Source organism: Photobacterium carnosum (assembly GCF_002849605.1).
GTDB lineage: Bacteria > Pseudomonadota > Gammaproteobacteria > Enterobacterales > Vibrionaceae > Photobacterium > Photobacterium carnosum.
The window spans coordinates 74669-96238 of record NZ_NPIB01000003.1 but is presented as its reverse complement, the minus strand read 5'-3'; the positions used below and the strand labels follow the sequence as shown (position 1 = coordinate 96238).

The window sequence follows — 21570 nt, the reverse complement described above, 5'->3', positions numbered from 1 at the left end:
TTCATGATAAAAAGGAAAACCTATCTAACGACTCGATTTTCCAAACTCATATTTAATATCATGTAGCAATACGACTATTGATTAACTCTGCTTTAAATCATCATTAATCATCTTAAATCCAGCTTGACGCCCTAATTCATAGCCTATATTTAGTTTATTTACATCGCGCGTTAATCGCTTAATCAGAAAGTGTTTATTCGGTACAATCGCAGTAATGCGACAATCAGCAGGAGGATTACGGATAAAATACAATGCCTTGTTATAACGCGATTCTTTGGTGAGAAATTCTTGACCAAATACTGGTGTTGTTTTGAATATTTTATGTGTTAGCCAAGGAACTTGATGGCTATGAACAAAATTAGCCTGTGCATGCGATAAAATAACCGTAATATCACGCGCGCCACGACGATAAGCTTCAATAACCGGAATAGGATCAGCGATACCACCATCACTCATGGCAATACCATCCACTTTAGGGAAATTACGGTAAACAATCGGTAATGCACATGTTGCTGTCATCAAACTTTGTAAGTTATCGCGCTTAACTTCAATATAATCAGCATCACCCGTGACAATATTTGTCGTTGTGGCAAATAAAGGGATACCTTGGCTTTCATATTTATCGATTTCTAGTGGCAGATTATTAATACTTTCAGACCATAGCCAATCAATATCGATAAGATTGCCGCCTTTGGCAAAACGAAAATAATTAATAAATGACTTACTACGTGCATACTCGGTAATTACTTGATAATTGCGCTTATGATTTTTACACAAGTAACCCATTAACACCATTGAACCCGCAGAAACACCAATCGTAAAGTCGAACGGGTTATAATCTTTTTCAAGGAAAGCATCTAAAACACCCGTAGCAAAAATACCACGCATTGCTCCACCTTCAACAACTAAAGCACGTTTAGGTGTATCATTCATAAACATTGATCCTTATAAGTCATGAACTGAATAATATTCAATTATGTATGGGATTAGAATATCAATATAAGACTAATATTACTGCACACAACTATAGAAAAAATCAAAAAAAACGCCATACAGTCTCTATAATAGAAAATAGATGACGTTTTCATTTACTTATTAGTCCTATTTTTGACGACCAAAAACTTTAACACCAGCACGCGTACCGTCAGAATTACCATACACTTCTAGCTTCTTCACACAACGTTTATATGAGAATTTACGCCAGCTTGTTTCTTGATTTTTTTTCAGATCACGATAGAAAGATATATTACGTGTTTCGCCATTTCTAAATGTTACTTTAATGCGTTCAAGACGTAAGTTACGTTCTGCCTTTACTTTAATCGCATCGGTATTACGACACACTATTAACGGAATTTTTGCGCCATGATTGCCGATTTCAAGTAAAATAGTACGACCAAGTGTAATTTGATCATAAGCGTGAGCTGCTGATATACTACCGAAAAAACTTAGGCCAACAAATAGGTAAGGAAGCGCTTTTTTTATATTCATGATCTATTAAATAAATGAGCTAAAAATAGCCGCTATCGTAGCGTATATTCATAAAAAAACGAGCAAATAATCACAATTTCATTCCGTATATATCTTAAATACGGCAATATTAACAACTAAAGCGAATAAATATCTGTCTCCATCATTAACACATCAGAATAAAAACAATTCGCCCACTTATTTAACGAATAGATCACAGGTTGATCGTTACCAAATAAAATCAGCAATACGTTCATCTGCAATGTAATAAACAATATCACCCGCTTTAATTATCGTCGCTAAACTTGGGTTAATTTCACAGGCTTTATCGTGCTGATGTACCGCAATAATGATCGCTTCATGCCGTTTTTTAAACGTATAATAAATGGACTCCAATGTCATATTTTCAATATTTTCAGGTACTTTAATTGAGTATTGTGTTTGCCCTTTATGTGCACTCACCAATTCAGAATGAATAAAACTTGAACCTTTATCTATTACAGATTTAGCGACTAACTCTGTTGATAATGAAGAAATACATTCTGAATTAGGACAATATTTATGCAATAAATCACGCTTAATTGAGTCATCAAAATGAGCAACCAAATGTGCATCACTATTTTGTTCTGCAATAAATAAGCTTACCGTTAATGTTGCGTCATCTAAATCAGTATCAACAATCACAGCACTTGCCATTGAAAGGCTCGCTCGCTCCATTTCTATCGCATCAGTAAAAGAGTTAACTCGGACAAAATAGATGTCAGTATCAAATGGTGATTCTTCATACTCACACGATACCACCACAATTTCACGTCGACCTTGTTCTTCTCTTCTTAACATTTCCAACAAATGCGGTGTACGACGACTATTGATACCAATAATAATAATATGATTTTTTAATTTCAAATGTTGTTTCCCCCTTCGATTTGCACGCCAAAAATCTGTAAAAAAGACTGCTATTTTACCAATCAATAATGCAAATAAACCCACACCACACGGAATAATAAATAAAGCACTAAAGAGTTGTCCGTATATTGTTGTTGGGCTTAAATCACCATAGCCAACGGTGCTGCTGGTCGTTACTATATAGTAAATAAAACTCACAACGTTATTCGTTAAATGACGCTCATTGGCAAGAACCAAGCCCACCCAACTCGATATCACATAACCACTGATAAGTAATATCAACGTATACCTATTAATTGCCATAAAATGCTTATTAATGACTTGTTTTATGACTTTTAATAGTGCATGCATGTCGTTTCCTTTTGATTTACATCAGATTAACAGTTTAACGAATCCTTACTATATTGTATGTATAATCAGTAAAATAATGCTAACTAGATCTAAAAATGTTTTTTCATCAAATTTAGATTTAAGTTTATTAATTTTCATATATAAGCAACTTACAAAGCTATTATGAATTTATTTCTAAGTTAATATGAATATTAAAAATAATAAATTTATATAATATATTTACAATAAAAAAGAGCAGTAGAATTATAATAATGCCTATGTTATCTTTATATTAAATTCAATAATAAATATTAATCATGTACTTTATAGTTAAGAATTTAAATAACACATCAGATATTGAACTTAAATTCCCAGTTAATAATAACTTTATCGGTTTATCTGCAATTGAGCGTTCTAATTGTATTCGTTTAATACTCGCTATTTTTGAATCTGCAACAGAAGTGATTAATGATATTATATTTGATGAAGTTTCATTATTCATAAATAAAGAGAATACTATCTATCAAATAACATATACAAAGAAAAAAAACAACTTATCTTATTATGTACACATTAGTAATAATAAAGACCACCCTTCACTACATAAATTCATAGAATAAAAAGCATGCCGATAATCATTAATAATTATCGGCATGCTTTTATTTTACACAATCCAAAATATTACCCATACACTTCTACCTTCTCTGAATAATAAGATTCGCCCTTTTCATCATAACTTTGGCGTTCAGAACAAATAGAAACAGTTCTAAAAGATATATTTTTACAGATAACGCACTGGATTGTTTGGTTTTTACAATTCCAATATATATCTTCATCTACGCTAGTTGTACCAAATTGTTCAATTGACGATAATACATAATGATCGGTTATTTTCTGACACTCATTACAATTTATTTGATGTTTATTTTTATCACACTCTATAATATTAGTATCATATGTTATTTTCATATTTCTATACCCTAGATACTTTTTATTATTACTCTTTGATTACTAAATAAAAAATTTAATTCTAATCATCCTTCTTGTTTTGGCTTTTTTGTTAAGCATCTGATTTTTATGTCTAAATTTTTAAATAACCACCATTAAAATTCTGCAACACTTCAACTGGCACCTACTTAATAAACAATTTCAATATTATACAATATAAATGATTAATTTGTTAGATATTAACTTTGATTACAACACGGATGATTTTAATATATAAATTTAATAATCTATATTGCTGTTATTTATAAAACACAACGACAATTATCTTAATAATAATTACATCATTAATCATTTGTTGTAAACACTCTTAACCAATACAATAATCCCGCTATACACCAAGATAATAATATAGGTATGATTAATGCGTAACTTATTGATAATACCATCAATTGACTACCAACAATCGCGCCAATGAAAATAGATAACCATAAACAGAACTGTTTAATCAAGACGTTTTTATCACCTTGTCCCAATAACAACATAGCCAACTCTCGTCCTGTATTTGCTAGGAAAGCCGTTGCAAATGTTAATGGCATCGCTTTACTTATCGTGATCCTTAATGCAATATTTTGTAACCCCATAGCAAAAGCTAGTACAAAATTAGTTGCCATCGGGATAGTAATTTGTTCAATAAAAACAGCGCTGCATAACAATATAGAAACTGCACTCATCACCAGCCAACGATAGTTTTTTTTCTGCAATACTGCAATCATTTCACCGACAGTGATCCCTGAAACAAATAGCAAGATCACACCAATATAAGATATTGATTGACTATATTGATGGCTAGAAAGCAGCATCGCTACATGTGTTGTATTACCACTCATAAAAGAGACAAACAGACCATTTTTAAGATGAATAAAACCAATCGCATCAATAATACCTGCGACGAATAACAACATAAATGGCATTGCGGTAAGAATAGCTGGCTTAATTACGGATAGATTCAATGGGTCATAACATAGGTAGTAATAACAATATGTTATGTATTACATTAAATTTTGGTATTTAACAAGGTATGAGCAGTCAAACTTCTGTTTAAAAACATAAACTGCTCATCATTAAAGATAAATAGATTTACCTGATTACCACTATTTAACAGCTACTGTTAAATTATCTCCTATACTTCAATATATTGAAGTATAGGAGTAACGTTATACTTAAGAATTCAATCCAATTTCAGAAAGGCTTTTCTATACCCGAATTTATGCAAATGTACGGGACAGAAATGCAATGTAGGGAACGTTTATTTCATCTTCGATGGGAAAATGGTTACGTTTGTCCCGACTGTGGGTCTAAAAGCTATTGTAAACTTAAATCACGACCATTATATCAATGCAATAAGTGTCACTATCAGACGTCTTTGACAGCTGGTACTCTATTTTCGCATTCAAAATTACCGTTAACCACATGGTTTTTAGCTATTTATCTCATCACTCAAGATAAAAATAGTATTTCAGCATTAGAACTAAAACGTAAATTAGGGATTTCTTACAACGCAGGATGGCGAATAAAACATAAGCTCATGCAAGTGATGAAAGAACATGATGATAATCGAAAGTTAAGCAATATCGTGCAATTGGATGATTCATATATTGGAGGTAAACAAAAAGGCAAGCGAGGACGTGGTGCCGAAGGCAAAACACCCTTCGTATCAGCGATCTCTTTGAATGGAGAAGGTCATCCTATTTATATGCGGCTAAGTGTTGTTTCTTGTTTTAAAAAACAAGAAATTACAGATTGGGCCAAAAAGCATTTAAAAGAAAAAAATTAGTTATATCAGATGGTTTACCCTGCTTTAATGGCCTGGTAGCAGCAGATATTATTCATGGTTCCTTATCAAAAAATGGTAAGGAACTTCATCAATATGAAGCTGCATTTCATTGGGTCGATACCATGATTGGTAACGTTAAAAATTCAATAAAAGGGACGTATCACGCAATTAGAGAAAAACACATTCCTCGTTATTTTGGTGAATTCTGTTTTCGATTTAATTATCGCTTCCGAATTGAAGATATATTCAATACGCTGATTAAATGTGGTACAAAATCACCACCGATGCCAGAGAAGTTATTAACATTGGCTGAAGCTCGGTGGTAATCAGGTAAATTTATAATTCATTATATAATCTCGAATTAAGGATATGATATATAATAGGGATTATAAATAGCACTATATTAAAATATTTATTAAGAATAATAATGTCAATTTTCATCGACATTATTATTCTATTAAAAGACATAATTACATATTTGAAAATACATTCATAATTACACCACCAGAAATAATTAACACCATAGCTATAATTGCTGGTAAATCCGGTTTTTGTTTATATAGGATCATTGACATAAAAGTAACACCAACGATACCAAAACCACACCATAATGAATATGCTATACCTACAGGTATATATCCCATTGCTTTTGTTAAAGCAAAATAACAGATAGAATAAGCACAAATAACAAGAACTGAAGGACCTAGTTTACGAAAACTATTTGTTTTCTTAATAAATGAAGTACCTGTTATTTCTGAACAAATCGACAAACCTAACCATAAGAAACCAGTACTTAACATTTTACATCTCCATCTTTATGCGTTAATTTTATATCATTTTCAACTTCGGGGACTTCTTCACCCATCTTTGAAAATAAATTCATTATAATAATACCGCTTGCAATAATGACCATTCCAATTACTGCTGCCATATCAGGATGTTGACCATAAAAGATCATTCCTAATGTAGATACAAGCAAAATACCCGTACCCGACCATGTCGCATATGCTAAGCCAACAGGTAAATATTTCACTGCTTGTGAAAGCGAGTAATAACAAACAATATAGAGTAAGACAATAACAGCTAATAATACTGTTTTTGTCATACCAACACTTGTATCAAACATTTTTAAAGTTGAAGTAGCTGACGTTTCTGATGCTATAACTAACACCATCCATAACCATTTTTTTATAGACTCAGGCATTTTAAGATCCTTGCTTAATTAAAGTTTGTTTAATGATTGGATAAATAAATTACTGTAATTGTTGTTCTTTAATATATTCCGCAGCAAGATCTGTTAGATTATCTTGTAGCGTATACGCACTTACTCCTTTATTTTTTACCTCATTGAGAGTTATATATCCAGATGGCATTGAAGACACTAATACTGAATCACGTTGTTCAGGTATTCCCAACATGTAAGCCTTAATAGTTAATAACGAACCTATTTTCGCACCAAGCTTCGTTATATTACTAAGTTGTAACGCTGTACGTTTACGCATGGCTACATTACTAGAAAGTCCTAATAATTGATTTAACTCGTTATTTAAATCACATTGATAGTCCAAAGCATATGTTGGTATTCCTTTCATTAACGCATATTGAAATAATTGGCTAGCAGGCGTTAAATACAAGCCATTACTCACTTCACCTAACGTGGCAAAATCCAAAAATGGAAACAATATCTGCTCATAGTGATTTAACCATTGAGATGGATTAACACCATCCCAATGAACTTGATTACCAAGATGATGAACTGCGGCTAGTTCACCAGTTGATAGTTGGTTAGCTAAAATATGCCACTGTATTCCTGGCCAAATTTCAAGTTGAGTAGCGATTTCTTGGTGATAACCATTCGCGGTAGTAAGAACTATCAACGTTGACTTACCCATTTTGGCTAACACTTGTTCAACAATAATATCAATATCTTCTTGGTTAAGATTTTGTCCGTTCATATTTTACTCCGTCAGTCAACGAGATAAACTGAATCACCAGAACGAATACCTGCCGCATTAGCTTCATCAGTATCAATATGAAATTCAAGGACATAACGATCATCAATGCGAACCACAACCTGCTCAAAGACTAAACCACATTGCTGACCAGCACTCACCCGAACCTTTTGACCGTGTTCAACCCCTAATAACTGCGCATCTTGTGGTGACATATGAATATGTCGCTGTGCACAAATAACTTTAGATTGTAGGTTGACGTGTCCTACAGTACCGACAAGCAATGCATCTGCTGATTGGAATAAATCCCCCGATTCACGTACTGGAGCTTTAATCCCCAAGGCGTAACAATCAGCTTTTGATACTTCAAGTTGTGTTTCAGATCTTGCAGGCCCCAGCACGCGAACATTATTAATACTACCTTTAGATCCTACAACCATAACGCACTCTTTCGCAGCAAACTGACCAGGTTGACTAAGCTCTTTTAAGGGCTGAAGTTGATACCCCTCTCCAAAAAGTGCCTCAATATCAGTTTGAGAAAGATGAACATGACGGTTTGATACCCCTGTAGGGATCCCAACGGTTACACCGGGTAACAAAGTAGGCAGCACAACAGGAGTCCATAACCTTGATGCGGGTAGTCGATCCTGAATATGAGTCATTAATAGGGTATTGATCATTTTTTACTTCCCTGCGATTTTGATGTACTACCTCGTTTATTACACGTAATCGTAGGCTTTTGATTAGGTACCATTAATGCCGGTATCACTGCTACTAATGATGTATTTTCACCGTCAAATTGATCTGAGATCACTGGAACTTCTGTAACTGATTCTGAAGTTGAAATATTACCATCAGACATATCCTCTTTTTCTACATCATGTAAATGAGGAACCTTAGATAGACAACCCTGCGTCAGCATTGTCAGTACACTCGTATCTGGTCTTGCCATAACCAATGACATGCAAAGTTCAGCACTATCACGGATAGCATCAACACCACTATCAACAGCTACCATTACAGCACTGATCTCGCCTTCAAAATAAACTGAAACCAAGCCCGAACCTGCTTTACGATAGCCTGTTAAGTGTACACCAGCGGCTTTACATGCAGCATCTGCAGCATGGATAGCCGCCGTTAAGCCGATCGTTTCTATTACCCCAAGACTTACAGTCATATTACGTCCTTAATGTCGAACCAACCGGATATCAAAATCAAACTGAGTAAAGAAATCACTCAACTTATTTAATTCTTCATCGCTATAGCCAAGGTTTTGAGTGATAGGATAAATCATGTCGAGCTTTTCATATTTAGTCTTACCAAACTGATGATAAGGCAAAACATCAATCCGCTGGATATTACTATTATCCCGTTTGGCTAATTTCATAACGTATTCAAAAGCCCCTGTGATTGAGTCAAACGAATCGTTATAACCTCGGATTAGTGGCATTCGAATAACAATATTGGCACCAAGTTCAACTAATCGCTCAAGATTACGTTTTATATCTTCATTACCAATACCGAATAAGTTTTGATGCTGATTTGTATTTATTTGTTTAATATCAAATAAAAATAAATCAGTACATTTGGCCAGCTTTTCATAATTAGCAAGACTTGTTGTCCCTTGCGTCTCGATAGCTGTATTTATCATCTGCTTTTTACAGTCAGTCAGTAATGCCACTGCAAAATCTGTTTGTAAACTCAGTTCTCCACCACCTAAAGTAACACCACCACCAGATGACATGTAAAAGTCATAATCTTGCATAACAACCGCCATCAACTCAGGTACTGTTACATCTTTACCCATAATGTCTAACGCGTTACCCATACAAACGTCTTCACACTTTCGACAACCAATGCAATCTACATTGCGATCAATAGTATGTACTGCGTTACCATCTGTATCGACTGACATAAGATGTACACCAGCAGGACAAACCTCGGCGCATTTCCCACAAGCAATACATTTATCATGGCTAAACATAACTTGAAACTTACTACTCAATCCTTCAGGATTTGCACACCAATCACAACGAAGATTGCACCCTTTAAAGAAGATAAGCGTACGAATCCCTTCACCATCGTAAATTGAGTACTTTTGAATATTAAAAATACGTCCTTTCAATTCGGTTTTTTTATTCACTTCAGCTATTCCAGTCATTATTATTTATCCTCACCTTACCTGTATATATTTGCCATTACTTAGGCATAGTGATGTTTTAAATTAAGGAGGCTTTTACCTCCTTAATTACTGGATTAGAATTTTTCGATAACTGTACGGCTAATAATTTCATCCTGAACTTCTTTACAAAGTTCAACGAAATAGGCACTGTAACCAGCAACACGCACAATTAAATCACGATATTTTTCAGGCTCAAGTTGCGCTTTCTTCAACACTTCGTTATCAACATAGCTAAACTGCATTTGACCATTACCAAGAATTGAAGCCGTACGTAATAAAGTAATTAGACCGTTTTTACCTTCAGGGGTATCCAACAAACCCTTCAAGAATTTAAAATTGTGAACCATACCAATATTCATAGTTTCAACATTCATCTTACTAACAGATTTAATAATGGCTGTTGGACCATGTTTATCGGCACCCTGCGTTGGGCTAATACCATCAGACAATGGCATCCATGCTAAACGGCCGTTCGGTGTTGCATTAGTTAATTCTCCGATTGGTGTATTATTAGAAATTGATAACGTGCCATGGCTCATGGTTGAATACAGCATTTTGTAATCACGACATTCACGCTCAGTCCACTCAGTAATATCTAACGCAAATTCATCAGCATAATTATCATCGTTACCGAACTTAGGCGCGTTAAGACAATCACGACGAAGTTCTTCAAAGCCTTCAAAGTTCGCCAACATCGCATCGCGCATTTGTACTAAAGTATATTTCTTATCATCAAAGACTAATTTTCGAATTGCAGCCATTGAATCAACATACGTTGCCAAACCAGAAAAAATCAAACCTGGACCGTTGTTAATAACCGCACCACCAGCAGCAACGTCTTTCCCTTGTTCCATACAACCTTCAACCATCAAAGACATCAGAGGCTTAGGTGCAACATCACGGTGAACTCGTTGACTAATAACAGTACCAATTGCAGATAATTTAATAATATGAGCCACTTGCGTTTTTACAGCTTTATCAAACTGCTCAAAGGTGTAGATACTATTAAGATCGCCAGTATCAATACCTTGGTAACTATCAAACAACACCATTCGACCACGATTTAATACAAACTCAATAGCAATTGGCCATTGGGTATAACCTGTTGATGTCCATTGGTAAATACGCCCCGATTTTTGAGGTTCCACACAGCCCATTAAGCAATAATCACGTGCATCTTCGAAATCATAGCCTTTACGTAACATCATCTTGATGTGTGAATCATCAAAGTGACAAGCAGGGAAGCCCATACCCGCCTTTACCACATCAACTATTTTCTCAAGATAATGTTGAGGTGATTGATTGTGAATACGACAAGCGAGTGACGGTTGATATACTTTTACATAGCGTACGGCATCCATAATCATGAGAGTTAACTCATTAGTAGCATCACCTCCTTGGCGCTTTTGGCCACCAACGGTTAAATTAATGAATGGTTGGTAACCCGCGAAGTACTTTGCTCCTAATTCACTCGACATCCACATCAATTCAGCACACTTGATGATAAAAGCTTGCATCATTTCAAGTGCTTGTTCTTCTGTTAGTCGGCCTGAGTCAATATCTGCACGGTACATTGGGTAGCAGTACTGGTCTAAACGCCCTAAAGATAGACCAGTTTGGTTTTCTTCTACCTCAAATAGCGATTCAATGGTCCAGACACTTTGCAATGCTTCCTGCAGTGTTTTTGGTGGATTTGCGGGTACATTCTCATTGGTTTTTGCAATAGTCAACAGCTCAGTTCGGCGTGTTGGATCCGTTTCTTTCTCGGCTAATTCCATTGCAAGAGCAGCAATACGATGAGAGTAAGACACCACGCCTTCACAGGTTTCAATCGCTGCTTTATAAAAATAAATCTTATCAATATCGTCTGGATTTTCCATGCTTAGCGATGCAAGTTTTTCCTCTGCATCTGCTTTAATACCATTCATACCTTTAGTAAATAAAAGGATGTCGTATCCTGGACACGTATCACCACCACCATTAATTTGATGATAAGACAAATCACTAACAAAAGTTTCACCACTAAAAGCCCAAAGACCGGCTTCACGATATTGTGCTTCACAAATCTCATCCAATGAGTGGCCTTCCCAAAATGGTACAAGCTCTTCACGGATAATGCGTTTGTCTTCTTCTGAAATTTCAAATGGGTCTTGTGCACGAGTACTCATAGTATCAAGCTCATCACGAACCCAGCGCCATGCGATATCTGGCGAGAATGCACCTGCACGTGGTTTGCCACATGGATGACCAACGATCAACTCTTCATTTTGGATCAGTAATGGTGCTGTTTCACAAGCATAGCGGAATGCTTTTGCTCGCAGAAGAATAAGCGGTAAACCTTGATGCTTCTTCGTCACTTCAGTGAAAGCTTGCGCACGGTAGATGGACATACTTGGACGCGCTTTTAGGTAATTGCTACGCAGACGTTGCATACGTGGCGTTAAGCCTTCCATTTCTTTCTCATCACAATCAGCAACGGTAGTGAAACATGACGCTTCCGTTGTCGGTGACATTGTAGTTACACTACCTTGATATAAGCGCATTTGTAGTACACTATTAAAACTCGCTAGATTGTTGCGGGCCGCTAATAGCATCGTTGAAAGTTCATTTTGCACTAACTGATCATCAGTCATGTTTCCGCCGTGTACTAACCAATCAAACATTGGGTAGCCAGCACCTGAAACATTTGCTCGTACTTCAGACAGCTCAACTAATTTCAACCATAAACATTCAACGATTTCGTAAGCTTGCTCTGGAGTGATCACCCCTGCGTTAATGTCACGTTGATAGTAACCATATAACGCCTTATCAAATCCGATATGGCCAATAGCATAGCCACCGTTATCAAGGTGCATCATCAATTGGATCAAATAAAACGCTTGACATGCTTCTTTAAACGTTCTAGCTGGCTGACCCAATATATGACGTAATGTTGTTGCGGTCTCTTGCAACTCAACTTTACGATACGGATGATTTTCTATATTCGTTTTCGCTTCTAGTTCCTCCGCTAAACGTTGTGTAAAAGTATCTGCGCCTTTACATGCTAATAACATGGATTTGCCTTGATTAACTTCATCCATACCATTACGACTGATCGCACTACCAATATTTTTTAGCCGTGATTCCATATGCTGTTCTAGTACATTAAGACCAACACTGATCATTGCCATATAATCTGGTGTATGCGTTATTTCACTATTTAAAAAGCCAAATACAGAAGGGCTATTTAGTTCATCTTCAGTATGAAAAATTGCACCACGCAATGCCGATGACTGGCTACCTACAATCAATTCATCTTGACCGATATAAAGTGGTAGATCCGACATCAATTGGCTAAAATGTTGTGCTTTTTTTACCAATGGTGGCATACCTGCAATTTCTTCACCGATCGATGCCAAAATGGTTGCACGTTCTGAATTAATGGAGCTGTTTTTTGCGAGTAACTTTTCTGCCAGCATTTTCACGCGTGGCGTTAAAGAATAATGGGCCATCGTTAGCCTCTCCTACTATATTGTTTCACTATGGTCAACCTTGACTGACCATCTGAATATTGGAAAATTAATACTGTATAATTACGTTAAAGATGCCGTTAGAAAACTCTTTCTATACAAGGTTTCTAGCTCTATTACACTTACTGTTCGTGGGTTGGTAAGGGTGCAATTATCATGTATAGCTAACGTCACCATCGCAGTTATTGCGATGTTAAAATCTGACGCGGTAATACCACATGCTTGAATATTCGCAACCTGACCTAATTGCTCACGCAATACATCAATTGCCACCAGCAAACTACGTACTCCTTCACGATAATCCGTAGCCGGTAACCCAAGCAGAGTCGCTAAACGAGTATATTTTTTCGCTGCAAAGGTATTACATCCACCAGAAAAATCAGCATTAAATGCGACAACATGGCTCATCAGTAATGCATTTGCACGTCCATGCGGCACACCAAAATTTCCACCTAGCGCATGTGCTAAACTATGTGTAATTCCTAAAGATGCATTAGTAAATGCCATACCCGCAATACATGATGCGTTATGCATTTTTTCGCGCGCTAATAAGTTATTACCTTCCAAGTAGCAATCTAACAAATGAGCAAAAACAAGTTGAACCGCTTTTTCTGCTAACGCATCACTAAAGTCCGATGCCTGATTAGATACATATGCTTCTAATGCATGACACAACACATCCATTCCTGTGTCTGCAGTGATAGAAGCAGGTACTGACGTCACCAATGCAGGGTCGAGAATTGCTAGATCTGGCAACATATATTCATCTACCACTACCCATTTTTCAGTTTTTGATTTAATAACTGAAAACGCTGTCACTTCTGAACCAGTACCACTCGTTGTCGGGATTGCCACAAAATACGGTTTATCCGCTAACTGACCACCTTGTGACAACGTATAGATAACCCCTTTTGCGGCATCAATAACGGATCCACCACCCACAGCAATCACTATATCTGGTTTTGCTGTGATAAAAGCTTTCATACCATTAGCAATCACAGATACATCAGGATCTGGGGTAACATCAGCAAACAATTCAACTGTCATGTGATTAGCTTGCAAGTGTTGGCTTACCATCTCAGCAATACCGAACTTAACCATGGATTGATCGGTAATAATTAATACGCGCTGTCCAGTTAAGGTTCTCAGCTTATTTAGCGCATTAGCTCCAAATTGAATAGTGGGCTTGATCTGAAATTTATTCATCTTTCTGCCTTTCCTATTGTTCCTGCAAGATTTTCTCAACGATGGCAATTATCGACATTGCCTTGTATTGCTGCTTATGTAATGCAAAGTATTCTTCTACTAATACTTGATCGTGAATTCCAGCCCCAACACAATCAACAGCTACATACGTACGATCTTTGAGGGGTTCCAAGTCATCACCAAGTGCGGTTACTAGTAATAAATTTGATCCGCGTAATTCATCACTTTTTTGGGTAGCGACAACCCGCCCAGTTACTGTTGCAAGAAGCATATTTTCACCACCTTCATTATGTATACTATGACGCGAGACGGCCCATGACTTGCTTAATAATACGCTCAACTTGCGCAGCATTAATTTCATCATTCTCTGGCGTAACTACTGAAGAAAAGCGATCATCACTCAGAATTGAGGACACAGTATTTACCGTAGCAACTGAAGTTGTTGGTGCCGCCCCAATGAAACGTGTATCTTCGAAAATACTAACAGATTGATCTAACACGACAGGTGCGGCTAATGTAGGCTCAGCATACGAAACGTAAGCAGGCTGACAGGCAGGTGCCAACATTAATACAGCAACTGATTGACGAAGATCTTCAATTGAACGCACACCATAACCCACTCGTCTTACATTCAGTAAGTTCATTGGTCCAACATTATCAGAGCTAGAACCACCACCGAGTGCACCACATCCTAAGGTCAAAGCTGGTGAAATATTGGTTGTAGCACCAATGCCACCTAATGCTGCGGGAGTATTCACCAATATTCGGTATACTGGCTTTTCTAGCGCGAATTCACGTACAATGTCAGGATTCTGTGTATGAATAACGAGGGTATGACCCATACCTTCATTTGTGAGCAATTCTAAAACGCGTTCACAAGCTGCATGCCAATCATCTTCAATATACAAGCCTAATACTGGGCACAGTTTTTCACGCGAGTATGGGTTTTGAGAAGAAACCGTTGTTTGTAAAGATACCAGTACCGTTGTTATTTCCGGAACAGTAAAGCCTGCTTTCTGAGCGAGTGTTAACGCACACTGACCAACAATAGCAGGGTTAATCATGCCATTAGGGCGTAGTAAGATAGCAGCAAGTTTGTCTGATTCTTGCTCATTCATTAGATATGCACCTTGACGTAATAGCTCATAATGCACTTGTTCATAAATACAACGTTCAGCAATAATCGACTGCTCAGAAGCACAAATCACACCATTATCAAATGTTTTACTAGTGATAATATCTTTCACTGCTTGTGGGATGTTAGCACTGCGTTCAATAAATGCAGGTCCATTACCCGGACCACCACTTATTGTAGGCGTACCTGATGCATATGCAGCACGTACCATTCCTTCACCACCTGTCGCTAAAATCAAAGAGATATCTTTACTCTTCATCAGCGTTTCAGTCGCCTGCATTGTCAACAAGGTTACTCCGTCAATAATTCCTTCTGGGGCACCTGCTTCGAGTGCTGCACGTTTCACAACATCAATTGCTTGTTGACTACACTCTTTCGCATTTGGATGCGGAGAAAAAATAATAGCGTTACCTGCTTTTAAGGCAATTAACGTTTTGTAGAAAATAGTCGACGTTGGATTCGTCGATGGAACAAGTGCAATTATCACACCCAATGGCACACCAACTTCCATAATCTTATTCACTGAGTCATCAGTAATAATGCCTACGGTTTTAATATCACGGATATGTTCATGTACTTGTGTTGAGGCGAAAATATTTTTAAGCACTTTATCTTGCCAGCGTCCAAAACCCGTCTCTTGATGCGCTAACTTTGCCAAGACTTCAGCATGTCGTGCAGCTTCAATGGCAATATGTGCAACAATTTTATCAACTTGTTCCTGAGAAAATTTAGCAAACTGATGCTGGGCCTTTTTCGCATTCATTACCAACTCACGAGCTGACTGAATGGACTGTAAATCTTTATCTAATATCATGACCAATAATCCTTCACCTTATTTCTTACTAGTGAGGTATTGCCTCACTAGCAAGATCATGTTTATGCTTTATGCTTTATGCTTTATGCTGAGAGGCTATTTTTTCAATATCATTATGTGGACGAGCAATTATACGATGAGAGATCACGACGCCAATTTTCTGAGCCGCTTCAATACCAGATTCCACAGCAGCATTCACTGCTCCTACATCACCTTTCACCATGACAGTAACTAAACCAGAACCTACATTTTCATAACCAATCAGTTCGATATTAGCTGCTTTACACATAGCATCAGCAGCTTCAATTGCAGGAACAAGTCCTTTTGTTTCAATAAGACCTAATGCATCTTTCATCGAATATTCCTCTATTCAGTCATCGTATATTGAGAAACAATTTTCTCAATATCAGTATGTGGACGTGCAATCACTAATGATGTAACAACTTCGCCAACTCGTTGTGCAGATTCAACGCCAGAGTCAACGGCAGCTTTTACTGCACCCACATCACCACGAACCATTGCGGTAACTAAGCCTGAACCTACATTTTCATATCCAATTAAATCAACATTTGCTGCTTTACACATAGCATCAGCAGCTTCAATACAAGCCACTAATCCTTTAGTTTCAATAAGACCTAATGCATCTTTCATATTGACTTCCTTATTAACCTTTATGCCTTATGTTTAATAATGATTTTGTCTATATCATTATGAGGACGTGCAATTACAAGAGAAGTCACGACTTCACCAACGCGTTTCGCTGATTCAACACCAGAGTCAACGGCAGCTTTTACTGCTCCAACATCACCTTTCACCATTGCTGTTACTAAGCCTGAACCAACATTTTCATAACCAATTAGCTCAACATTCGCTGCTTTACACATAGCATCAGCAGCTTCAATACACGCTACAAGACCTTTTGTTTCAATCAAACCTAATGCATCACCCATGTTTGATTCCTCCGTTATTCATATTAAATGTTGTTATTAGAAAGCTACCAGAACGAGGCAACTTACTTACTCAAGAACGTTGTAAAACAAGTTACTAGCAACCACGAAACAACCATAACGGTAAAAAAAACAAAATGGCATATTACTCCTAAAAAAATCCATATTTAGATGATTACTCTAAAATTAGTCCTGATTAATACTTATATTCACGAAATTCATCTGCTTTTTATATTTTTACAATATTTAGAGAATAGAAAATTCAACATTCATCCTATTACTTAATAGAATCATCACAATTTTAAAGTAATTGTTATTTATCAATAAATTAAAGGTAATAAGTGTGAACTAGGACAATAGCTATTTAGATAAGGATGCGGACAAAAGCAGTCATTGATGAAAAACAGATATACTATTTTCAAATAGCAGAGATGCCTGTAAACACATCTCAACTCGATATAATAGTTTAAAGGGTAATCCCAGCATTGAGGCATTGAGAAAGTAAAGAGGTACATAACAAGCAGGAAACAAATAATATACTCTGAAACAGAATTATCTACTGCAAATATGAGTAGATAGATAACAAAGACAATGAAAGAACAATCACTAAAATATAAGAAAATAGGTAGACCAAGAATATTGGAACGCTATATAGAAAAAGCATAGTGGATTAACTTCAAATAAAGTTAATCTTTGTAAGTACAGGAATTTAGATTGAAAATATAAAAGCAATATACTTAATGAAATAAAAAAGAAGTTAAGCTAAAAAAAGAGATGTCATCTCCACGCTTAGTTAACTTAAATATAATCTGCTGGTGGCAAACTACAGCGCAGAGAAATAACAGATAAAGATGGTTCTATTCAGATAACGAACAGATGAATAAAGGAGAGTTAATTGAGCTTAATAATACTGTACTATGATTTAATTTTTTAACATGAATTTGTAACGCATGATTACTATCGGACATTTCACGCATGAAATAATCAAAAATAACATCCGGTGCTTCATCTATAGATGATTTACTAGATGACCACTTTTTTACCTTATACATGCGTTCTAAATTAGATATTTGTTGACTATCATATTCAAATTTCACATAACGCTGAAGATATAACCATCCAGCTTTTGAGTCAGAATAACCTTCCACAACCATAGATCCTTGTCCTTTAGATGCAAAATGGAAGTGGATATTAGCATTTACCGTTTCTATATTAGGATCCTCAAAGTGCATAATTGCACGCGCAATACACTTCATTTCTCCCCTATTTTCTAAAAGAACTTTAGAAAAAAAAGGTAATGTACAAAGAAAAAAAAGAATCAACATATAAAAGAAAAATATTTTACCGTTTTTTTTAGATTTCATTCTTATTTCCAAGAGTAGTAAAAATAATTATCGCAATAGGCATAAGGATTATTTTCATTCTTTGCACAATGAGCCATAAAAGTACGCCCTAAACCTTTATTCTTGAATTTATCACTATAATAAAAAACAAATCGTCGATCTTCATTACATTCTAAATTCAGTTTTTCACGTACCACGTTAAAGCTATTTCGATAACTTTTACTCATTTCAGAGTTAATCATATTTTCATTAGAAAATAATTCACAAATACCCGCTGATACTTGATTTAATTTGACAACATTGATGGAGTGTTCAGAAACAATTGCCGTCCACAATAATATTAATGCTGCCGTAAATAAAACGGCACAAGCTATCATCCAATTACGCTCTTGTCTTTGGCCTTTATCTATTACTACCTGATCTACATCTAGTTTATAATCATTATTTTTAGTTTTTATATTTTTATCTAACTGTTTTTCTTGATTAAAAAAAAGCGGATGTAATTTATTATTATCAATAATTTCAATACATATATCTTTATTTATTTCTAATCGCCCACGCGCAATAGTAATAATTATATTTTCTATTTGATAATTACGAAATGATTTTCTTAACAAACTTAAATATTGATTAAGATTTCCATTTGATGATGTTAACCCATTATCATCCCATACTCTTTTCATTATTTCATCACGAGTAATGATGCTATCATGCTGTAATAAAAAATATAACAATGCATTAGCAGTAATTGAAAGATGAGTGTCAGAAATACCGTTATCATGAAGACTCAACGTTGCATCAACAGCATCATAATAGAGGAAATTATTTATTATATATTTCATCAACGTCTAACGATCTCAATTAGGTATTAATACTTATAATAATACCTAACTAGGAGTAAAATAGTGATGCAGATCAATTCATATTAGTCTATATTTTATCATTATGTAAAGTAAATCACATTTATAATTAATAAATCAACATTATTACCACGATTTAACAATAACTGTTAAATAATATCCTATATTACAACATTTTGAAGTATACAAATATGAAATAGCCAAATAAAACTGAGCACACAATAAACTATATATATATCACTATTAATGTTTTAGATTAGTATTACTAACTATTGAACTAACCTTGTAATCCGCTGTACCTAAAAAGCATACATTAGAAAGGCTGACTTCCTACTCAGTTTTAAAAATTAGCCATTAAACATTTATATTTTATACCTAGGAATTACACCCTTATTAATTCTGCTCATAGCAGAAAATTTCATTCAACCACTACCACTCAGAAACCAATAAGCGACTTTTCACGCCTTTAACTTGTAAACCCATTGCCTCAAATACGGCTTCAAAGTCACTACATTGTGCAGGTAAGTTTGGTAAAGAAAGCGAGGCTTCGGTAAAGAAACGTTGCTGATTAGCGCCCCAAGCTAACTGCCACCAATCAATAATTCGTCGCTTCGAATCATATAACCGTTTAGCCGTTGGTAATTTATCGCTTTTGGAAAGGTTTTCCTTGGCTGTCGTCGGCAATAAATTCCATTTATCATTATTAGGCCAATAAGCAAATGGTAAACAATGATCAACATGATATTGATGCTTTAATGCGCAACCACTCCAAACACTATGTATCTCTTGCCCTGCATTTTTTAACTCATCAACACGTTGACGAACATCACGAGTATTATGTAAAGCATCAATCCACACTAAACAGTCATAGTAAGTTTGAAGGGATATTTGTCGTTCACGGTTTAACTTAAAACGCTGCATTTCTTTGATCCACTGATTAACCACCAGCGGTTCTATCCAAGAATGATATATTCGAAAACAATCCCAAAGCTTCTCACTTAAAACAAAGTGGCCATAACTTGTAAAAAATTCATTATCTAATATAACTGCTTCAGCTTTATTTCTACGTAACGTTGGTGGTACAACCTCAAATAAATGGTTGTTTTTATCACCTTGATAAGTAAAGGTAACAGGCCCTACTTTTATAGTACTTATGGTATGAGAAAATAGCTTCTGCAACGCAATCGCATCATCTGCAACAAACATAGCGCCAATAGAAAAGTCATCAGCAGAAAGGTGTTTTAATTGATTCCAACCATCTGGTTTTACAAAACCAAGTCCTTTCGTTGTATTAACACTTTGTTGAATACCAGCGCCTTCAATATCAACATCTATTAGCCGTTTAAATTGGCGGATCCAATATAAAGCGACTAATCCCATAGAAATCGCGATCTTACCATTTTGACGATCCAGTACAGCACCAGGATGAACGTCGGCAATACGAAGCAATGTTCTCAATAAAGCCAGTTTGTAAGTGGCTGATTTACTATCATTAACAATAATTCGACGCACAGTATTAAGATTACCAGAACTATCATCAGGTAAGCTTAAAACCACCGTCTGCCAATAAACATCATTACGGTTTAAATGATCGGGACTATCTGACACTAACTGGATTTGTAATGCATGATCTTTAGCAAGCTTTTCTAGTTCCTCTACCGAAACAGGATAACCTTCACGTCCATCAGTAAATGATCCATGCCGTAAACTAATCACTAATTTACCATTTGGGGCTAATAAATTAGAAAGCTTACGAAACGCACGTTCGCGCTGGCTCATTGCAAGGTGCATCCAGACGGCACTAACGAGAATAAGGTTAAAACGCATACCCAGGCTTAATGTCGCTTTTAATTCAGGTAAGTAATCATTAAGCCAAGTTACGCTGGCATCTGTATAATGCTTTCCTAGTTGCCGTAAAGCATCATTAGGCTCAACAGCTATAACATCACAACCTTGATGACTCATCCATTTAGCATCACGGCCAGAACCAGCACCAATATCTAAAACATTATCACCCTGTTTAGGCCAATAATCTTGCCAAGATTGATGTACAGACTCAAAATCAAGTGCATTATATTGTTGCGCTAATTCTTCGGCATGCTGACTATAAAATGTTGAGGTGAGATTCATATGATTT

Annotated in this window: 21 protein-coding genes and 1 pseudogene; 1 reads left to right on the top strand and 21 read right to left on the bottom strand. The window is 35.9% G+C overall.

What is annotated here, in order from left to right; all coding sequences use genetic code 11:
* Window positions 1-81: 81 nt before the first annotated feature.
* The 5 genes from CIK00_RS04315 to CIK00_RS04290 form a co-directional block, all read right to left on the bottom strand.
* The gene (locus CIK00_RS04315; RefSeq protein ID WP_101767697.1) at window positions 82-933 is read right to left on the bottom strand and encodes a patatin-like phospholipase family protein; all 852 of its coding nucleotides are present in this window, start codon (window positions 931-933) and stop codon (window positions 82-84) included.
* 168 nt (window positions 934-1101) lie between these two features.
* On the bottom strand, window positions 1102-1488 hold the full coding sequence (locus tag CIK00_RS04310; protein ID WP_101767696.1) for a DUF2541 family protein: 387 nt from the start codon (window positions 1486-1488) through the stop codon (window positions 1102-1104).
* A gap of 207 nt (window positions 1489-1695) precedes the next feature.
* Window positions 1696-2724: an ion channel gene (locus tag CIK00_RS04305; protein WP_101767695.1), complete on the bottom strand. Its 1029-nt coding sequence runs from the start codon at window positions 2722-2724 to the stop codon at window positions 1696-1698.
* Window positions 2725-3384: 660 nt separating this feature from the next.
* Complete coding sequence (locus CIK00_RS04295) at window positions 3385-3672, bottom strand: hypothetical protein (protein ID WP_101767693.1); 288 nt, start codon at window positions 3670-3672, stop codon at window positions 3385-3387.
* Between the two features lie 323 nt (window positions 3673-3995).
* A complete protein-coding gene (locus tag CIK00_RS04290; protein ID WP_227990377.1) occupies window positions 3996-4661 on the bottom strand; it encodes a YoaK family protein in 666 nt (221 codons plus the stop codon).
* Window positions 4662-4867: 206 nt separating this feature from the next.
* On the opposite strand from CIK00_RS04290, the pseudogene CIK00_RS04285 reads away from it, so the two are divergent.
* Window positions 4868-5811: pseudogene (locus CIK00_RS04285) on the top strand (IS1595 family transposase).
* A 144-nt stretch (window positions 5812-5955) separates the two neighbouring features.
* Here CIK00_RS04285 and CIK00_RS04280 read toward each other — a convergent pair.
* The 16 genes from CIK00_RS04280 to CIK00_RS04205 form a co-directional block, all read right to left on the bottom strand.
* Window positions 5956-6285 carry a DMT family transporter gene (locus tag CIK00_RS04280; protein WP_101767691.1) on the bottom strand — a complete coding sequence of 110 codons (330 nt, stop codon included), beginning with the start codon at window positions 6283-6285 and terminating at the stop codon, window positions 5956-5958.
* On the bottom strand, window positions 6279-6689 hold the full coding sequence (locus CIK00_RS04275) for a DMT family transporter (protein WP_101767690.1): 411 nt from the start codon (window positions 6687-6689) through the stop codon (window positions 6279-6281). The genes CIK00_RS04280 and CIK00_RS04275 overlap by 7 nt, the downstream gene beginning before the upstream one ends.
* Before the next feature lie 49 nt (window positions 6690-6738).
* Complete coding sequence (locus CIK00_RS04270) at window positions 6739-7440, bottom strand: hypothetical protein (RefSeq protein ID WP_101767689.1); 702 nt, start codon at window positions 7438-7440, stop codon at window positions 6739-6741.
* Window positions 7441-7451: 11 nt separating this feature from the next.
* Entirely contained in the window at window positions 7452-8117 is a 666-nt protein-coding gene (locus CIK00_RS04265) for a phosphate propanoyltransferase (protein WP_101767688.1), read from the bottom strand.
* Entirely contained in the window at window positions 8114-8614 is a 501-nt protein-coding gene (locus CIK00_RS21675; RefSeq protein WP_101767687.1) for a BMC domain-containing protein, read from the bottom strand. Before CIK00_RS21675 ends, CIK00_RS04265 begins: the two co-directional genes overlap by 4 nt.
* A 9-nt stretch (window positions 8615-8623) precedes the next feature.
* Window positions 8624-9598, bottom strand: a complete 975-nt coding sequence (gene cutD / locus CIK00_RS04255; protein WP_101767686.1) for a choline TMA-lyase-activating enzyme — start codon at window positions 9596-9598, stop codon at window positions 8624-8626.
* Window positions 9599-9693: 95 nt separating this feature from the next.
* A complete protein-coding gene (cutC, locus tag CIK00_RS04250) occupies window positions 9694-13110 on the bottom strand; it encodes a choline trimethylamine-lyase (RefSeq protein WP_101767685.1) in 3417 nt (1138 codons plus the stop codon).
* 81 nt (window positions 13111-13191) lie between these two features.
* Window positions 13192-14334, bottom strand: a complete 1143-nt coding sequence (locus tag CIK00_RS04245) for a 1-propanol dehydrogenase PduQ (protein ID WP_101767684.1) — start codon at window positions 14332-14334, stop codon at window positions 13192-13194.
* A 13-nt stretch (window positions 14335-14347) separates the two neighbouring features.
* Entirely contained in the window at window positions 14348-14605 is a 258-nt protein-coding gene (locus CIK00_RS04240) for a EutN/CcmL family microcompartment protein (RefSeq protein WP_101767683.1), read from the bottom strand.
* Between the two features lie 25 nt (window positions 14606-14630).
* On the bottom strand, window positions 14631-16283 hold the full coding sequence (locus tag CIK00_RS04235) for an acetaldehyde dehydrogenase (acetylating) (protein WP_101767682.1): 1653 nt from the start codon (window positions 16281-16283) through the stop codon (window positions 14631-14633).
* A gap of 76 nt (window positions 16284-16359) precedes the next feature.
* Complete coding sequence (locus CIK00_RS04230) at window positions 16360-16638, bottom strand: BMC domain-containing protein (RefSeq protein ID WP_065192215.1); 279 nt, start codon at window positions 16636-16638, stop codon at window positions 16360-16362.
* 11 nt (window positions 16639-16649) lie between these two features.
* On the bottom strand, window positions 16650-16934 hold the full coding sequence (locus CIK00_RS04225; protein ID WP_062689453.1) for a BMC domain-containing protein: 285 nt from the start codon (window positions 16932-16934) through the stop codon (window positions 16650-16652).
* A gap of 20 nt (window positions 16935-16954) precedes the next feature.
* Window positions 16955-17233: a BMC domain-containing protein gene (locus CIK00_RS04220; RefSeq protein WP_065192216.1), complete on the bottom strand. Its 279-nt coding sequence runs from the start codon at window positions 17231-17233 to the stop codon at window positions 16955-16957.
* Window positions 17234-18087: 854 nt separating this feature from the next.
* Window positions 18088-18594, bottom strand: coding sequence for a FidL-like protein (locus tag CIK00_RS04215; protein ID WP_101767681.1), 507 nt, complete (start codon window positions 18592-18594; stop codon window positions 18088-18090).
* A gap of 2 nt (window positions 18595-18596) precedes the next feature.
* On the bottom strand, window positions 18597-19415 hold the full coding sequence (locus tag CIK00_RS04210) for a winged helix-turn-helix domain-containing protein (RefSeq protein ID WP_101767680.1): 819 nt from the start codon (window positions 19413-19415) through the stop codon (window positions 18597-18599).
* 447 nt (window positions 19416-19862) lie between these two features.
* Window positions 19863-21563, bottom strand: coding sequence for a class I SAM-dependent methyltransferase (locus CIK00_RS04205; protein ID WP_101767679.1), 1701 nt, complete (start codon window positions 21561-21563; stop codon window positions 19863-19865).
* Window positions 21564-21570: the final 7 nt, after the last annotated feature.

Bases quoted from the DNA above. Each gene is read 5' to 3' on its own strand.
- CIK00_RS04225 (WP_062689453.1), bottom strand. From the start codon at position 16,934: ATGAAAGATGCATTAGGTCTTATTGAAACTAAAGGATTAGTGGCTTGT.
- CIK00_RS04215 (WP_101767681.1), bottom strand. From the start codon at position 18,594: ATGAAATCTAAAAAAAACGGTAAAATATTTTTCTTTTATATGTTGATT.
- CIK00_RS04235 (WP_101767682.1), bottom strand. From the start codon at position 16,283: ATGATATTAGATAAAGATTTACAGTCCATTCAGTCAGCTCGTGAGTTG.
- cutD (WP_101767686.1), bottom strand. From the start codon at position 9,598: ATGACTGGAATAGCTGAAGTGAATAAAAAAACCGAATTGAAAGGACGT.
- CIK00_RS04220 (WP_065192216.1), bottom strand. From the start codon at position 17,233: ATGGGTGATGCATTAGGTTTGATTGAAACAAAAGGTCTTGTAGCGTGT.
- CIK00_RS04275 (WP_101767690.1), bottom strand. From the start codon at position 6,689: ATGCCTGAGTCTATAAAAAAATGGTTATGGATGGTGTTAGTTATAGCA.
- CIK00_RS04295 (WP_101767693.1), bottom strand. From the start codon at position 3,672: ATGAAAATAACATATGATACTAATATTATAGAGTGTGATAAAAATAAA.
- cutC (WP_101767685.1), bottom strand. From the start codon at position 13,110: ATGGCCCATTATTCTTTAACGCCACGCGTGAAAATGCTGGCAGAAAAG.
- CIK00_RS04280 (WP_101767691.1), bottom strand. From the start codon at position 6,285: ATGTTAAGTACTGGTTTCTTATGGTTAGGTTTGTCGATTTGTTCAGAA.
- CIK00_RS04265 (WP_101767688.1), bottom strand. From the start codon at position 8,117: ATGATCAATACCCTATTAATGACTCATATTCAGGATCGACTACCCGCA.
- CIK00_RS04315 (WP_101767697.1), bottom strand. From the start codon at position 933: ATGAATGATACACCTAAACGTGCTTTAGTTGTTGAAGGTGGAGCAATG.
- CIK00_RS04245 (WP_101767684.1), bottom strand. From the start codon at position 14,334: ATGAATAAATTTCAGATCAAGCCCACTATTCAATTTGGAGCTAATGCG.
- CIK00_RS04310 (WP_101767696.1), bottom strand. From the start codon at position 1,488: ATGAATATAAAAAAAGCGCTTCCTTACCTATTTGTTGGCCTAAGTTTT.
- CIK00_RS04270 (WP_101767689.1), bottom strand. From the start codon at position 7,440: ATGAACGGACAAAATCTTAACCAAGAAGATATTGATATTATTGTTGAA.
- CIK00_RS21675 (WP_101767687.1), bottom strand. From the start codon at position 8,614: ATGACTGTAAGTCTTGGGGTAATAGAAACGATCGGCTTAACGGCGGCT.
- CIK00_RS04240 (WP_101767683.1), bottom strand. From the start codon at position 14,605: ATGCTTCTTGCAACAGTAACTGGGCGGGTTGTCGCTACCCAAAAAAGT.
- CIK00_RS04230 (WP_065192215.1), bottom strand. From the start codon at position 16,638: ATGAAAGATGCATTAGGTCTTATTGAAACAAAAGGACTTGTTCCTGCA.
- CIK00_RS04205 (WP_101767679.1), bottom strand. From the start codon at position 21,563: ATGAATCTCACCTCAACATTTTATAGTCAGCATGCCGAAGAATTAGCG.
- CIK00_RS04305 (WP_101767695.1), bottom strand. From the start codon at position 2,724: ATGCATGCACTATTAAAAGTCATAAAACAAGTCATTAATAAGCATTTT.
- CIK00_RS04210 (WP_101767680.1), bottom strand. From the start codon at position 19,415: ATGAAATATATAATAAATAATTTCCTCTATTATGATGCTGTTGATGCA.